The organism is Robinsoniella sp. KNHs210, assembly GCF_000686105.1.
Classification (GTDB): Bacteria; Bacillota; Clostridia; order Lachnospirales; family Lachnospiraceae; genus Robinsoniella; species Robinsoniella peoriensis.
Genome location: NZ_JMLZ01000001.1, coordinates 1,250,196 through 1,263,844 on the forward strand (window position 1 = coordinate 1,250,196; position 13,649 = coordinate 1,263,844).

The following is a 13,649-nucleotide window of genomic DNA, read 5'->3' on the forward strand; positions in this document are numbered from 1 at the left end:
CTGTGTCCGGAACAAATACCCATTCAAATAGGAGCCTATTATGAAGAGAATAATTTCAATCGTGGTTTTATTATTGCTGGGCATGGGATTCTTCCTGTATCCTCATGTCAGTAATTTACTCATGGAGAGAAACCAGTCATATGCCATTCAGAATTTTGAGGATCAGGTGAAAAATAAAGCCAGGGATGAGATGGAGGAAGAATGGAAAAAAGCAGAAGAATATAATGAAAGTCTGAGCGGAAATGTGCTGAGGGATCCGTTCATGGAAGGAAGCGGTATGGTGCTGCAGGATAATTACAAAGAAGTATTGAATATAAATGGAATTATGGGATATATTGATATTCCGGATATTGATGTGAATCTGGCTGTCTACCATGGAACAGGTGAATCTACATTAAAAAAAGGTGTGGGACATCTGGAGGGGACTTCTTTGCCCGTAGGAGGGGCAGGTACCCATGCGGTATTTACCGGACATACAGGGCTTACAACGGCAAAACTGTTTACCGATTTAACAGAACTGGGAGAGGGAGATATGTTCTATCTGCATATTCTGGACCGGGTACTCGCCTATCAGGTTGACCAGATTAAGGTCGTGGAACCGGAAAATACAGATGATTTAAAACCCGTGGCGGGAAAAGATTATGTGACTCTGGTTACATGTACTCCATACGGTGTTAACAGCCACAGGCTTCTGGTTCGGGGCAAAAGAACAGACTATCATGCATGGCAGGAAAAGCAGGCAGCTGAAAAGACAGAGAGAAAGAGCACCCGGGAGGAACAGACATTATGGATTACAGGTCTGACAACAGCTGTGATCATACTGCTTATCATTATTACTGCAGTCATTAGAAATAGAAAGAAAGGAAATGAGAGATGATCTTAAAAAAGAAAATCATTTTAATTATGGCAGTAATTTCTTTGGCTGCAGGTATGGGATTATTGCTCTATCCTTACATTTCTCAGCAGGTATATGACCGGGAAGTAAGAAAAGTTCTGGAAGCGTTTGATCAGAAAACCGATAAGATGAAAAGGGAAATGAAAGCGGAAGTGTCGGATACCTCAGTTCCCAAACCATTTTTCGATGAACTTTATGAAAAAATATTAGCTTACAACCGGAACTTGTTTTTATCAGGACAAAAAGATCTGGTTGATCCGTTTTCCTATGAGCAGATCGGCTTTAGCCTGAAGGAATGGGGATTCGATGAAGATATGATCGGAAGCTTAAAAATCCCCAAAATGGACATCGAACTGCCTGTTTACCTGGGAGCTACCAATGAAAATATGGCAAAAGGAGCGGCACATCTTTCTCAGACATCCCTGCCTGTGGGCGGTATAAATTCAAATGCAGTGATAGCAGCCCACCGTGGGTACAGTAGAGCGGCAATGTTCCGGGATATTGAAAAACTGGAACCGGGAGATGAAGTAATCATTAAAAATTTCAGAGAAACATTAACTTATCGGGTGGCGGAAATCAAAATACTGAAACCTACAGATATTCAGGAAATTTTAATTCAGGAAGGTAGAGATCTGATAACGCTGCTTACCTGCCATCCCTATGGATTTAACCTGCAGCGGTATGCAGTGCTTTGTGAAAGAGTTCCGTCGAAGGCAGAAAAGCACTGAAATGGGAGTCCCTCATCCCCCTTACCTATTCATTTTCTGCATGATTCTTTCGATACTGCCTAGCCGTTATCCCATAAAACAATTTAAAAGCATAAGAAAAATGTTCCACAGAGGAATAATTCAATCGGATGGCAACCTCTGAAATACTCAGTGTTTCGTCCGATAACAGGATTTTAGCCATAGACATCTTGGCCTCGCTCTTTTTCTGGGAAAATGTTTTGCCGTAATAATCTTTTAAAAACCGCTCGGTCTGCCTGGTGCTGAGGCCCAGACGAACCGAGAGTTTCTCAAGTGTAATGGTTTCGTAGTCATATAAAAAGCATTCCTCTACAATGAGATATTTGCTGTCTACCAGGTTCGAAGGAGAAAAATGTGCCCTGGATTCCTTTTTATTTTCGTAGTTCCGAACCACCTTTACAATGCACTGCTGCAGCAGGGTTTCAACCTGTGTGATATAACCGGTGTACTTATTTTCCAATTCGTAAAAAATCTGCTGCATCAGGTGGTAGATATCCTGTGAGTCTTTTCCGAACCAGAACTTCGTTTTTTGAAACTGTACCGTAATGGAGTCAGTATTAGCCATAGTTCCGGCAGAGGAAGAAGGCGCTTTACTTATTTTGAAGTAAATACAGTATTCGGTCATCGGATCATCTTTAATGGGAATCTGCTCGTGTTCCACATGGGGGCCTGTCATATAAAGCGTATTAGGCTCCACATCATAGATTGTGTTGTCAATATTTACTTTACCATGACCGTAAGGAATATAGTGAAGTTCATAACTGTTGCTTCCATGGCTGTGCTTTGGCATGGAACGCAAAAAACGTTCAAATACAATATTCAGCACATGGAATGTAGTGTCTTCAATTGAAAATTTTATATTTAAATCCGTATAAACAGTGCGCATAATTCGTATCCAACCAGCTTCTTTTTTCTTCATCGTACCAGTTCGATATTCGAAAGTCAAGAAATATTCGATAATGCGACATATATTGGTTTGTTCTGTCAATTTAATCTCTTGTATTAATATTAAAAAAATCTATAATATAAGAAAAGGCGTTGGGAATACCAGACAATAGCGGCATAGTCAGCCGCCAGGAGGTCATGTATGGGACAATTATTATTAGGAATCGATATCGGTACGAGTGCCTGCAAGATAGCAGTGTTTGAAAAAAATGGCTCGGTAATTGCATCCGGTACCGGTGAATATCCGGTCTATTATCCACAGCCCGGCTGGGCAGAGCAAAATCCGGACGAATGGTGGAAAGCTGTATGCGGCACGATTAAATCATTATTGGAAATGAATCATATAGATGCTGCAGACATTGCAGGCGTTGGAATCGACGGTCAAAGCTGGTCGGCAATTCCAATTGATAAAGAGGGTAATGTGCTTGCAAATACTCCGATCTGGATGGATACAAGGGCGCAGGATATCTGTGACAGAATCAACAGCGAAATCGGAGAAGAGAATATATTCGCACTCACAGGGAATTCACTGCAGCCATCTTATACCACAGCAAAAATTCTATGGTATAAAGAGCACCTTCCGGAAATGTATAAAAAGATTGACAAGATTCTTCAGTCAAATGCATTTATTGCATACCGGTTAACGGATGTTTTAAGTCATGACCTGTCACAGGGGTATGGGGTGCATTGCTTCGACATGAGAAATGGCTGCTGGAACGATGATATGTGTGAAAAAATGGGCATCCCCAGAAGTTTTCTGCCGGAACTGGTACCCTGCCATCAGGTAGTTGGGACCGTAACCCCAGGTGCAGCACAAGAAACCGGGCTGGCTGTGGGTACTCCGGTAGTTGCAGGGGGACTCGACGCTGCGTGCGGAACACTTGGTGCCGGAGTTATCCACGTTGGAGAAACCCAGGAACAGGGTGGTCAGGCAGGTGGAATGAGCATCTGTATGGAAAAGTATGCAGCAGATCCCCGGTTAATAATGGGTGCCCATGTAGTTCCCGGACAGTGGCTTTTACAGGGAGGAACCGTTGGCGGCGGCGGTGTCATGCGCTGGTTTGAAAAGGAATTTGCTGATTATGAACGTGAAATTGCAGAGAGAGTCGGTAAACCATCACTGGTGCAGCTAAATGAGATTGCGGAATCGGTATCACCCGGAAGCGACGGTGTAGTATTCCTGCCTTATATGGCTGGTGAACGATCCCCGATATGGGATCCAAATGCAAAAGGTGTTTATTATGGCCTGGACTTTAATAAAACAAAAGGGCATATGGTCAGGGCGGCTATGGAAGGCGTTGCTTTTTCTTTAAAGCATAACCTGGATATTGCAGAAGACACCGGGGCAAAGGTGGAAGAACTAAGAGCAATGGGAGGCTCGGCAAATTCACTGCTGTGGACCCAGATAAAGTCGGACATTACAGGAAAGCCGATTGTAGTTCCGTCTTCTGATACGGCAACCACACTGGGAGCAGTGATTCTCGCCGGTGTGGGAGTCGGCGTATACAAAGATTTTGAAGAAGCGGTACAGTTGACGGTCAAAGTTACCAGACGGCATGAGCCGGATATGGAAAAGCACCGGCTTTACCGGAAAAACTATGAAACATATCTGGAATTATATGAGTGCCTGAAAGGTCTGATGAAAAAAATATAATGAACCGGGAGATCAGGGAAATACAAATCTTTATAAACTGAGATATGTATAATACAGATTTATTAACTTATCAATAAAAAATAATTATAAATAGGAGGAAACAAACATGAGTAATTTTATCAATCCGGCTATCGTGCCAAAAAGAAAACTTTATACAGGTGAAGAAATTCCCTGCATCGGAATGGGTACCTTTGGTTCCGACCGTTTTACTGCTGAGCAGGTTTCAGCAGCAGTTGCGGGAGCAATCCGCTGCGGATACCGTATGTTTGACTGTGCAGCGTGTTATGGAAATGAAGATCAAATTGGAAAAGTATTTAAAGATGCAATGGATGAGGGTGTGGTAGAACGTAAAGATCTTTACATAATGACAAAAGTATGGAATGACATGCATGAGAGAGTGGAGGAGTCCTGCAGAAAGAGTATTGCAGATTTACAGTGTGAATATGTGGATTTATTCTTTATTCACTGGCCATTCCCGAATTACCATGCACCACACTGTGACGTAGATTCCCGTAATCCGGATTCCAAACCATTCAGTGTTGAAGAATTTGTGGCTACTTATCAGAGATGTGAAGAATTAGTAGAAAAGGGATTAATCAAAAGCATCGGTATCTCCAATATGACAATTCCGAAATTAGAGGCGGTACTGCCAAAACTAAGAATCAAACCGGTTGCATGTGAAATGGAATTGCATCCATGCTTCCAGCAACAGAAGTTATTTGACTACCTGACAGCTCATGATATTCAGCCAATTGGCTTTATGCCCATCGGTTCCCCAACAAGACCGGAAAGAGACATGTGTCCGGAAGATATCGCGGATATCCAGACTCCGGAAATGGTTTCCATTGCCAAAGCTCACAATTGTCATCCTGCGGTTATCGCACTGAAATGGGCCGTACAAAGAGGACAGATTCCGATTCCATTCTCTATTCATGAAGCAGAATATGTAAGCAATTTAAAACTTACAACGGAAGATCCGTTAACCGAAGAAGAAATGGCGTCTATTGCGACTTTAGAGAGAAATAACAGATTGGTAAAAGGTCAGGTATTCTTATGGGAAGGTGCCAATGACTGGCATGACTTATGGGATGAAGACGGATTTATCGTAAAATAATATATGATATGGAAGGTATTAAAAAAAGTACCGGCAGGATTAATGATTATCCCTATGTTTATGGGGATAATCATTCACTCTTTTTTCCCGGATATCTTAGAAATCGGATCATTTACAACCGCTGTCTTCTCTTCGGAAGGAGCAATTACCATTATGGGCGTGCAGCTATTGTGTCTTGGAAGCCAGCTTCAGATGAAAAAATTGGGTCTGGTGGCAAGACGGAGTGCAGCGCTTCTGGTATCCAAATTTCTGCTTGGTTTCCTGAGTATTTTGCTGATCGGAAGGCTTGTGGGAAACGAAGGCATATTTGGAGTTTCATTATTGGCACTAGTTTGTGCAATTACAAATATTAACGGAAGCATTTACCTCTCTCTGGCTGCGGCCTATGGAGATGAAGCGGATGCAGCAGTAGTGGGCCCCCTTTCATTGACCAATGGCCCATTTCTTACCTTAATTGTTCTGGGCGTATCGGGGTCAGCCAGTTTTTCAGCGATCTCGCTGATCGCTACGGTAATCCCCCTGCTGATGGGAATATTAGTTGGAAATATCAGTAAAACGATAAGGGAATTTCTAAAGCCCGGAATACAGCTGCTGCTGCCATTTATAGGATTTACCCTGGGTGCGGGCATTGATTTGAAAAATGCAGCCAGTGCCGGAATAGAAGGCATACTATTAAGTGTCATCGTTCTGGGGATTGGCGGGGCATTTACCGTGCTATGCGATAAATTAATTGCAGGCCGTCCGGGATATGCGGGGCTTGCAGCCTGTGCCACCGGTGCCAATGCTACCGGAGTGCCGGCGGCGATTGCCCTTGTGGATCCTGCCTGGAAACCATATGCTGAAACAGCGGCAACCCAGATTGCGGCAGTTGTTGTTATCAGTGCAGTAGTAGTACCGATTCTAACCGGCATCTATGCAAATAAAAGAAAAGTTGGAGGACATTAAATTATGTTAAAAGGAATACCACAGATATTATCACCTCAATTATTAAAAGTTTTATGTGAAATGGGACACAGTGACAGAATCATCATTTCAGATGGCAATTTCCCGGCAGAATCCATGGGAAAAGATGCAATAGTTATCCGCTGTGACGGACATGGGGTACCTGAAATATTAGATGCCATTTTAAAGGTAATGCCATTGGATACCTATGTGGAACAGCCGGTTAATCTTATGGAAGTAATGGCTGGAGACAATGTAGAGACACCAATCTGGGATACATACAAAGAAATCGTTGCAAAGTATGATGAAAGAGGCGAGAACGCAGTTGGTAATATCGAACGGTTCGCATTCTATGAAGAGGCTAAGAAAGTCTATGCGATCATTACTACTAGTGAAAAAGCGCTTTATGCAAATGTAATGCTGCAAAAAGGTGTGGTGGTGGAGTAAATAATTATAAAAAAGGGCGCTGCCTGATGACGAAGTATGAAAGTCTTTGTCATTGGTCAGCGCCTTTTTTATATCCACTGTCAAACAAATGATTAAATGCAGTGTCATTTAGATTTTTTCTTTAACTTTTCTTCATATATCTGCATATTTTCCTTTAACCGGAATGCAACAATCTCTTTTATAAGGTCAAGAGGCAATGGTTCTGCATATGGAAATTGAATTGCTCCCTTACTGCACTTGTATTTTGTCATTTTTTGCTTAAAGCATGCAACGCCATTCTCACCGGGATAAAATCCTAAATGATGTTTATTAGCGGCAAAGTGCACCAGATTACCGTGATAAGTAAAGGTTGGCATACCCCAGCTGATTTTTTCGGCTGCGTCAGGGGCACACTCCCTGATGTGGTTTCTTATGATATTTAATATCTCTTGAATCTCTGGCGTGTACTGGCTAATGTAGCTGTCAATGGTTGTAATTTCGGTAGTCATGGTCTGCATTCTCCTTACTTTTCCTTTTGATTTCTATTTGAGGTTTGGACGGTTTATTTATATTGAGTGGTTTTTGAAAGGTTTTTAGTTATTTTGATGGTTTCATCGTATTATAGTTATGGACTTATGTCAAGGGATAGGGATAGAATGAATTTTCCGGAATCTCTTTTTGGTTCCTTTTTTTCAGCTTATTTATACTCAAAAAAAGAACCGCTGAAATAGCCTGTAGCCTATTTGCCGTTCGTAAAATACTTTATTTTATGATATTGAATAAAAATCTTGTTAAAAACAACTTAAATTATGGCATGAGTCTACCATAATTGGATATAATTGTCAATACTATGTAGATTTTTCTCAATATTTATGAAAGAATTTGTGAAATAATAAAGTTCTTTGAAGCATTTGTCCAAAAAGTTCTGTATTGTAGAGTACGGGGTGGAATTTTTAAGCCGTCAGATAAGCCGTCAAATTTAGAAGGAGAGTGAACAGCATGGCAAGACGAGGAGAGAATATCTATAAACGGAAGGATGGCAGGTGGGAAGGCAGATATGTAATAGGAAGGAAGCCTAACGGCAGGACTGCTTTTTCTTATATATATGGAAAGACCTATACAGAGGTTAAGAAAAAACTGGAGATTTGCAAAGCGGACAGGACGCTGGCAAAAACGATTGACAGGTCTGAAGTAATTTACCGGGACGGATCAATAGGTGCATGGCTGGAGTTTTGGCTGGAAGCAGTAATTAAGCCAGAGGTAAAGTATTCTACTTACGCGGTGTACAGAGGCCAGGTAGAGCGTCATATACTTCCATCGGCTGGTAAAATTAAATTGAAGAATATGAATAACAAAACAATGGAGATTGTTTATAATGCTATTCTTAATAAAAATATTACAACAGCTACTGCACAAAATATATGTAAACGTTTTATGGCAGCTCTGTGCAGCGCCCGGGATAGAAACCTGATATCGGGTCTTCCGCTTTTACCCTATAAAAAGAAAAAATATAAGCGGAAAAAACCGAGATTTATGACATTGAATGAACAGAAGCGGATAGAAGAGAAACTGGATGATAAAAAATCAAAGGATTTGGTAGTGTTATTGGCTCTTTACAGCGGCAGCAGGGTAGGGGAATGCTGTGGCTATACCTGGCAGGATTTTGATCCGCTGACCGGGGGAATTCATGTATCACACAGTATTCAAAGAGTCTCGCTGTATCATCAGCAGAAACAGAAGACGAAACTGCTCCTGACGGAAACAAAGTCAGACTCATCCAGACGATTTATTCCCCTTCCCCGTTTTCTGGTGAAGATACTGGTTCAGTTCAAAAAAGATAACCAAGCCCTGGGGAGTGATTATATCTTCGGAACAGGCAGAAAAGCGATGGATCCCAGAGTATTACAATATCATCTGACCAGGGTAACTGAATCAATCGGGCTTCAGGGCATTCACTTTCATACACTGCGGCATACGTTTGCCACAAGGTTTATTGAAAAAAACGGGGATATCCAGGCATTGAAAGAGATTCTGGGACATAGTTCCGCAAAGATCACCCTGGAATGGTATGGACACTCTACAAAACAGCATATTCAAAAATCCATGTTAAAGCTGAATCGTCTTACAGCATAAAAATATAAGCCGTCATAAGCCGTCAGGATCGCTGCTGGGAACGGTGATAGGAAAAGGGGAAAAAGGTTATTTTCGTAAAATAAAGTATTTTGCGAAAGATAAGCCGGATATCATGATTTGTTAATATCATAAAGATATAATATAACAGAAGCAGTGGAGAAATATACAGGAAAATTTTCCCGGATTTTAAATTATTTTTAGCCGCCTCTTGTATACGAATCGCAGTCTGGTGAAGGAGGGAAAATTATGCAAAGATTAAAACAAAATAATGTGCAGGAAATTTTCAAAAGGCTTTATTTAAATTTGCCGAAAGATCTTTATATTCATCAAGGTCTTACTGCAAAGTACGCTTGTGCCCTGTTTGTAAAAATGTGTTCTGCCCAGACGTATGCGCAGGCTGCAAGAGAACTTTCTATAGAAGCCGTTCGTTTAGGTGCCCTCTATCACGATGCAGGTAAAATATTAATACCAGGAGAAATACTTTGTAAAAAGGCTCCCCTGACACAAAAAGAGCGTTCTATGATCCATAATCATGCCGAATACGGCGGAGACATTGCGGTCTGTATGTTAAAAAAAGACCAGGAGAAATATGAGAATACGGTGTGGGCTATGGCAGAATACCATCATGAACGCTGGGACGGAAAAGGGTATCCCGATGGCCTTCGGTGTGAGGAAATCCCGTTGGAAGCCCGGATATGCTGTATTGCAGACAGTTATGATGCAGTGGTTAACGATGTTAATAATCAAAATAGAACAAAAGAGTACGCCTGTACGGAGATAGAAAAAAATGCGGGAATCCAGTTCGATCCCCTTTTAGCAAGGATATTTTTGGAATGTATCAAAGAGGAATTTTAGAAAAAGAGTGAAATATAACCGTTTTTCTGTTTTCAATGCCAAATTTCATGGGAAGGAATGTTCATCTGAGTCAGATACTTATTTTACTTGACTTTGACACCGTGTCGCAGTTTAAAATATAAACTATAACATGAGATATAATAAGGAGGTATAAAATGGAGGAAATGACAATAAGCCAAGTATCCAGAAGTTTGGGAATTTCAACGAGAATGCTTCGCTATTACGAAAAGGTTGGATTAATCAGCAGTTCCCGGCGGGAAGGATATTCCTACCGTATCTATGATAATAATGCAGTTACCCGAATGAAACAGATCATACTATTGCGTAAGCTGCGAATACCTGTCCGCCAAATTTCTATTATATTGAATAATACAAATGCGGTAGCGGCAATCGAAATTTTCCGGAAGAACATGGAAGAATTAGACGAAGAAATTACAGCTCTTTCCACAATTAGAGATATACTAAATCATTTTGTTGAAGAACTCAGCAAGTCGACTGAGCTGCCATTGAAGAATTTGATATCCCAGGATGATACACTGCTGGCGACTATTGAGTCTCTCAGTCTTATTAGTATTAATTTTAAAGAAGAACAATCCGCAGACAAATTAAAGAAAGCAGATGAGCGCCTCTCCAAAATCAATGATGTACGAATTATCTATCTGCCTCCGGCTACTGTAGCTGCGGCTCATTGTATTGGGGATGAACCTGAATTAAATGCAAACTTCTTAATTGACAAGTTTGTAAAGGAAAGTGCTTTGGGTAAATTAAAACCGGATCTAAGACTGTATGGCTTTAATCACCCTAATCCGGTTGATGAAACAGGTTATCATGGTTATGAGACTTGGGTAACGATTCCTGATGAGATGGAAGTACCAGATCCACTTGAAAAAAAGAAATTCTGCGGAGGCTTATATGCGGCTCATATGATTACTTTTGGAAATTTTAATGAGTGGGATTCATTTCTTGATTGGATTATGAAAAACGAAAGATATGATTTTGCAGGTGACTTACAAGATCAGGAGCATATGTGCGGCCTATTGGAGGAACACTTGAATTTCTACAATCATATTGAACAACCCGATAAAGATGATGAACATTTACAGTTAGATCTTTTGATGCCTATAAAAGAAAAGGTGACACCGGCAGCAAATATAGTGAAATAAACAGGGGGATAAAACAACATAATTTGAATTTCTAAAGGGAAGGTGTGCAAGCGGCTACGTTTAGTTACGCAGGATTCCGACAATCACTGCATACTTTATCGTGCAGAGAAATCACACCCCCGCATTTTGGGCAACAATAGATTTTGCTGTGTGTTTCCAGCAGGTATGGAATACCATTATCCTTAACAATTAAACTATTTGCTACAAGGCTTTCTCCGTATCGTTTATTGTAACTTTTTTCAAGATTATTTATTAACTTACATGGGAAATCGGTACACTCATAACAGTAAGTCAGGCTTTTTTTCTGGACACAATCTTTTATTTTACAACTACGACAATGTTTCGGCTTTCCTGTATTCATACCCATACATCCAGGGCATGGTTTTTTTGTGAAACAATGTTTATAACAGACCATGCAATTCATCCCGCAAGGCGCAAACATCTGCTCCTCAATTTTTAATGTCATTTTCATTAGACTTTCGCTCCTTTAGTGATATGGTAACGCAAGAAAGGTGCCATTAGTATGTCACCTTTCATAATTTCCGGTAATTTCATTTACTATCTCCAAGATATGCTTTTTTACATGGTCCGGTTCCAGAACCACCACTTCTTTTCCGAACGATAGGATATAACCGTATACCCAGTCATTTAAGGGATATTCCGCAGTTACGATTAAATTTCCTTTTTCATCTTCTTTTATCTGTTCCAAATCAAATTCATCATAAACCCGGTAAGCGATTTCACTGGAAAATTGAAGTTTTAAGTTCACAAGTTCAAAGGGGGATTTCATTTCTATGCCGGCAGATTCGGAAGGCAGTTCCCTTTTGGCAAAGGATTGGGATGCGGCTTTTAAATTTTTAATCCGTGTCATTTTGTAAATTCGAAAATCCTCGTGTTTGAGGCTATATCCTTTTAAATACCATGATTTTTCTTTAAACCATAGCTTGTATGGCTCTATCCGGTTGCAACTGCTTTGTCCGAAAGAATTAAAATAATCAAATTCAATGATAATCTGCTGTAAAATACTGCTTTTGATTATGGAAAAAGTATCGATTTCATCTGTATGGCTTCCCCAATGCGAAAAATCGACAGAAATCCAATCATCGTTGGTCTTCTGAAATAGATTTGCCAGTCTGCCAAGAGATTCTTTGGCATTTGGATATTTCAATTCTTCCAATATCTTTAAGGATGCTAGAATTTCCTGCTGTTCCGAATCAGTCATCAGTGATTTATCTAAAACGAAATTGTCCAGCAGGCTGATTCCGCCGTATCTTCCCTTATTGGCATAAATAGGAATGCCGGCGAAAGAGAGCATCTCAATATCCCTGCAAATGGTACGTCTTGAGACTTCAAAATACTCAGCCAACTCCGTAGCAGTAACTTTTTTTTTATTCAGCAGTATATAAATAATTTCAAACAACCGATTACTCTGCATAGCAATCCCTCCTGGTATACCCCATGTCATTATTCTAACATAAATGTAACAAGAGGAACATATTTATTTTGGGAATACATCGTAGCGCAGAACGGTTTTTAAATTAGCCTGAATGACGGTTTTAACAACGATATATATTTCTTTATGCGTATCATCGGTTCTTCTGAGGTTATAATCCTGACAGAATTGATCCATCAGTTTAAAGCTGGCTGGTTCATCATCATAGGATCCGCTATGGAGTATTTGAACGGATAAACGTTCTTCCATGGTAATCACAGAAAATTCATTCAGGAGAGGATTCGGTTTTTTCTTCTTAACATTTGCAATCCCTTCTGCAATTACTTCGTCCGGCACAAAATCCGGAATAGCGATCATCATTTCATAAATAAGTTCACTTTTTATTAATTTGTCAGACTGTTTTCCGTCTTCAGTCATGTCCCATACAGCTTCCAGAGGGTTAACGGAATAATTATCATATAAAACATCCTGGGCTGTGGATTTGCAATATTTTTTATATTGGGATTTTATGCTGTATGCAGCAGGGAATAGTACACTGATTTTTTCACTGAATTCGCAGCTGTTTGGGTCTCCTTTTCCTTTCAGGGATATAAATCTTTGTTTGGGTACGGAGACCATCACAGCCTTTGCTTTCGGCAGATATATTTCTTTTTCTTCTTTTTTCCATTCGTAATTCATAATAAATACCTCCTTTTTGATATAATCATACCATGTATATTGTGACATCTGTGTGTCACAATTAAAATCAAAAAAGAATAAAAAATAAAAAAGAAGTTGCGCACGCAATAATATAGTGCTATAATGACTAAAAAAGAAAGCAGGGTGCTGTCATGGGTCAAGTATTTAAGTGGCTGTCTATTTTAGGAAGATTAAGTAATGTATACGCTGATCAACAATTTAAAGAGCTGAATATCAACAGCAGCCATCATGTCTTCATTATCCACATTTGTATAAATCCCGGCATTACCCAGGATAAGCTGAAGACGTTAATTTATGTCCATCCAAGTAATATTACCAGAGCTTTGGATTATTTAGAAAAAGAAGAGTATCTCACCAGAGAAACTTTTGTAAATGATAAGCGCACCAGCAGGTTATATCCCACTGAAAAAGCTTATAAGGCATTTGACACAATAAACAAAGTAATGTCAGACTGGGAAACTATGATTACAGAGGATATGACAGAAGAGCAGGCAGCAGAATTTCTCACATTATTAAAGCAGGCAGGGAACAAGGGAACAGAATATTTTTTTGGAAGGTAATCATTTACCCAACTAGTTGCGGGCACAAATAAATAGAGAAGCTAAAAAGGCGAAACGAGTAGTG

15 protein-coding genes are annotated in these 13,649 nt (G+C 40.1%); 10 read left to right on the forward strand and 5 right to left on the reverse strand.

Annotation, left to right across the window (positions count from 1 at the left end; all coding sequences use genetic code 11):
* Positions 1-40 precede the first annotated feature (40 nt).
* Both CD03_RS0104805 and CD03_RS0104810 read left to right on the forward strand, forming a co-directional pair.
* A complete protein-coding gene (locus CD03_RS0104805) occupies positions 41-877 on the forward strand; it encodes a class C sortase (RefSeq protein ID WP_044288907.1) in 837 nt (278 codons plus the stop codon).
* Positions 874-1,623, forward strand: a complete 750-nt coding sequence (locus CD03_RS0104810) for a class C sortase (protein WP_027292658.1) — start codon at positions 874-876, stop codon at positions 1,621-1,623. The genes CD03_RS0104805 and CD03_RS0104810 overlap by 4 nt, the downstream gene beginning before the upstream one ends.
* A 25-nt stretch (positions 1,624-1,648) precedes the next feature.
* Here the strand turns inward: CD03_RS0104810 and CD03_RS0104815 are convergent, their stop codons facing one another.
* A complete protein-coding gene (locus CD03_RS0104815) occupies positions 1,649-2,587 on the reverse strand; it encodes an AraC family transcriptional regulator (RefSeq protein ID WP_242849043.1) in 939 nt (312 codons plus the stop codon).
* 141 nt (positions 2,588-2,728) lie between these two features.
* Between CD03_RS0104815 and xylB the strand changes: the two genes are divergently transcribed.
* The 4 genes from xylB to CD03_RS0104835 all read left to right on the forward strand — a co-directional run bounded on the left by xylB (position 2,729) and on the right by CD03_RS0104835 (position 6,743).
* Positions 2,729-4,240 (forward strand): xylulokinase, encoded by a 1,512-nt coding sequence (xylB, locus tag CD03_RS0104820; protein ID WP_027292660.1) that lies wholly within the window; start codon positions 2,729-2,731, stop codon positions 4,238-4,240.
* Positions 4,241-4,346: 106 nt separating this feature from the next.
* Positions 4,347-5,354, forward strand: coding sequence for an aldo/keto reductase family protein (locus CD03_RS0104825; RefSeq protein ID WP_027292661.1), 1,008 nt, complete (start codon positions 4,347-4,349; stop codon positions 5,352-5,354).
* A 3-nt stretch (positions 5,355-5,357) separates the two neighbouring features.
* Positions 5,358-6,299 (forward strand): 2-keto-3-deoxygluconate permease, encoded by a 942-nt coding sequence (locus CD03_RS32445; protein ID WP_044288909.1) that lies wholly within the window; start codon positions 5,358-5,360, stop codon positions 6,297-6,299.
* Positions 6,300-6,302: 3 nt separating this feature from the next.
* Entirely contained in the window at positions 6,303-6,743 is a 441-nt protein-coding gene (locus CD03_RS0104835; RefSeq protein ID WP_027292662.1) for an RbsD/FucU family protein, read from the forward strand.
* A 104-nt stretch (positions 6,744-6,847) separates the two neighbouring features.
* On the opposite strand, the gene CD03_RS0104840 is transcribed toward CD03_RS0104835, so the two are convergent.
* The gene (locus tag CD03_RS0104840) at positions 6,848-7,231 is read right to left on the reverse strand and encodes an iron chaperone (protein WP_242849044.1); all 384 of its coding nucleotides are present in this window, start codon (positions 7,229-7,231) and stop codon (positions 6,848-6,850) included.
* 490 nt (positions 7,232-7,721) lie between these two features.
* On the opposite strand from CD03_RS0104840, the gene CD03_RS0104845 reads away from it, so the two are divergent.
* The 3 genes from CD03_RS0104845 to CD03_RS0104855 all read left to right on the forward strand — a co-directional run bounded on the left by CD03_RS0104845 (position 7,722) and on the right by CD03_RS0104855 (position 10,873).
* Complete coding sequence (locus CD03_RS0104845; RefSeq protein WP_027292664.1) at positions 7,722-8,855, forward strand: tyrosine-type recombinase/integrase; 1,134 nt, start codon at positions 7,722-7,724, stop codon at positions 8,853-8,855.
* A 246-nt stretch (positions 8,856-9,101) separates the two neighbouring features.
* A complete protein-coding gene (locus tag CD03_RS32450) occupies positions 9,102-9,710 on the forward strand; it encodes an HD-GYP domain-containing protein (RefSeq protein WP_052377671.1) in 609 nt (202 codons plus the stop codon).
* 155 nt (positions 9,711-9,865) lie between these two features.
* Positions 9,866-10,873, forward strand: coding sequence for a MerR family transcriptional regulator (locus CD03_RS0104855; RefSeq protein ID WP_027292665.1), 1,008 nt, complete (start codon positions 9,866-9,868; stop codon positions 10,871-10,873).
* 64 nt (positions 10,874-10,937) lie between these two features.
* Here CD03_RS0104855 and CD03_RS39370 read toward each other — a convergent pair whose 3' ends face one another.
* The 3 genes from CD03_RS39370 to CD03_RS0104870 all read right to left on the reverse strand — a co-directional run bounded on the left by CD03_RS39370 (position 10,938) and on the right by CD03_RS0104870 (position 13,004).
* Positions 10,938-11,345, reverse strand: coding sequence for a DUF3795 domain-containing protein (locus CD03_RS39370; RefSeq protein WP_027292666.1), 408 nt, complete (start codon positions 11,343-11,345; stop codon positions 10,938-10,940).
* Positions 11,346-11,399: 54 nt separating this feature from the next.
* Positions 11,400-12,308: a helix-turn-helix transcriptional regulator gene (locus tag CD03_RS0104865; protein WP_027292667.1), complete on the reverse strand. Its 909-nt coding sequence runs from the start codon at positions 12,306-12,308 to the stop codon at positions 11,400-11,402.
* Positions 12,309-12,371: 63 nt separating this feature from the next.
* On the reverse strand, positions 12,372-13,004 hold the full coding sequence (locus CD03_RS0104870) for a GyrI-like domain-containing protein (protein ID WP_027292668.1): 633 nt from the start codon (positions 13,002-13,004) through the stop codon (positions 12,372-12,374).
* Positions 13,005-13,156: 152 nt separating this feature from the next.
* On the opposite strand from CD03_RS0104870, the gene CD03_RS32455 reads away from it, so the two are divergent.
* Positions 13,157-13,585 (forward strand): MarR family winged helix-turn-helix transcriptional regulator, encoded by a 429-nt coding sequence (locus CD03_RS32455; RefSeq protein ID WP_044288911.1) that lies wholly within the window; start codon positions 13,157-13,159, stop codon positions 13,583-13,585.
* Positions 13,586-13,649 lie beyond the last annotated feature (64 nt).

Coding starts and splice junctions, on each gene's coding strand:
- CD03_RS0104805 (WP_044288907.1), top strand. CDS start 41: ATGAAGAGAATAATTTCAATCGTGGTTTTATTATTGCTGGGCATGGGA.
- CD03_RS0104810 (WP_027292658.1), top strand. CDS start 874: ATGATCTTAAAAAAGAAAATCATTTTAATTATGGCAGTAATTTCTTTG.
- xylB (WP_027292660.1), top strand. CDS start 2,729: ATGGGACAATTATTATTAGGAATCGATATCGGTACGAGTGCCTGCAAG.
- CD03_RS0104825 (WP_027292661.1), top strand. CDS start 4,347: ATGAGTAATTTTATCAATCCGGCTATCGTGCCAAAAAGAAAACTTTAT.
- CD03_RS32445 (WP_044288909.1), top strand. CDS start 5,358: ATGATATGGAAGGTATTAAAAAAAGTACCGGCAGGATTAATGATTATC.
- CD03_RS0104835 (WP_027292662.1), top strand. CDS start 6,303: ATGTTAAAAGGAATACCACAGATATTATCACCTCAATTATTAAAAGTT.
- CD03_RS0104840 (WP_242849044.1), bottom strand. CDS start 7,231: ATGACTACCGAAATTACAACCATTGACAGCTACATTAGCCAGTACACG.
- CD03_RS0104845 (WP_027292664.1), top strand. CDS start 7,722: ATGGCAAGACGAGGAGAGAATATCTATAAACGGAAGGATGGCAGGTGG.
- CD03_RS32450 (WP_052377671.1), top strand. CDS start 9,102: ATGCAAAGATTAAAACAAAATAATGTGCAGGAAATTTTCAAAAGGCTT.
- CD03_RS0104855 (WP_027292665.1), top strand. CDS start 9,866: ATGGAGGAAATGACAATAAGCCAAGTATCCAGAAGTTTGGGAATTTCA.
- CD03_RS39370 (WP_027292666.1), bottom strand. CDS start 11,345: ATGAAAATGACATTAAAAATTGAGGAGCAGATGTTTGCGCCTTGCGGG.
- CD03_RS0104865 (WP_027292667.1), bottom strand. CDS start 12,308: ATGCAGAGTAATCGGTTGTTTGAAATTATTTATATACTGCTGAATAAA.
- CD03_RS0104870 (WP_027292668.1), bottom strand. CDS start 13,004: ATGAATTACGAATGGAAAAAAGAAGAAAAAGAAATATATCTGCCGAAA.
- CD03_RS32455 (WP_044288911.1), top strand. CDS start 13,157: ATGGGTCAAGTATTTAAGTGGCTGTCTATTTTAGGAAGATTAAGTAAT.